1 protein-coding gene is annotated in these 211 nt (G+C 40.3%); it reads left to right on the forward strand.

Annotated elements, in window-relative coordinates; translation table 11 throughout:
• A partial coding sequence (locus tag CWC16_RS19995) for a hypothetical protein (protein ID WP_212747454.1) occupies window positions 1–211 on the forward strand: 211 nt, incomplete at both ends.

Below are 211 nucleotides of genomic sequence, written 5' to 3' on the forward strand. Positions count from 1 at the left end.
CATGCTACTTGATAAAGGCATGTTTAAAGGTAAGCGTGTATTGAGTGAGCAATCCATAGCATTAATGCAAACCCCACAAACCAATAGTAGCATGATAAAATATGCACCTAAATCTGCGCAAGGATATAATTATGGATTTGGGGAATGGATATTAGAAACGGATGAGCAAGGTGTTTCAACTGTGGTTGCAAGCCCCGGCTTATTTGGTACC

It is taken from the genome of Pseudoalteromonas sp. S3776 (assembly GCF_005886915.1).
Classification (GTDB): Bacteria; Pseudomonadota; Gammaproteobacteria; order Enterobacterales; family Alteromonadaceae; genus Pseudoalteromonas.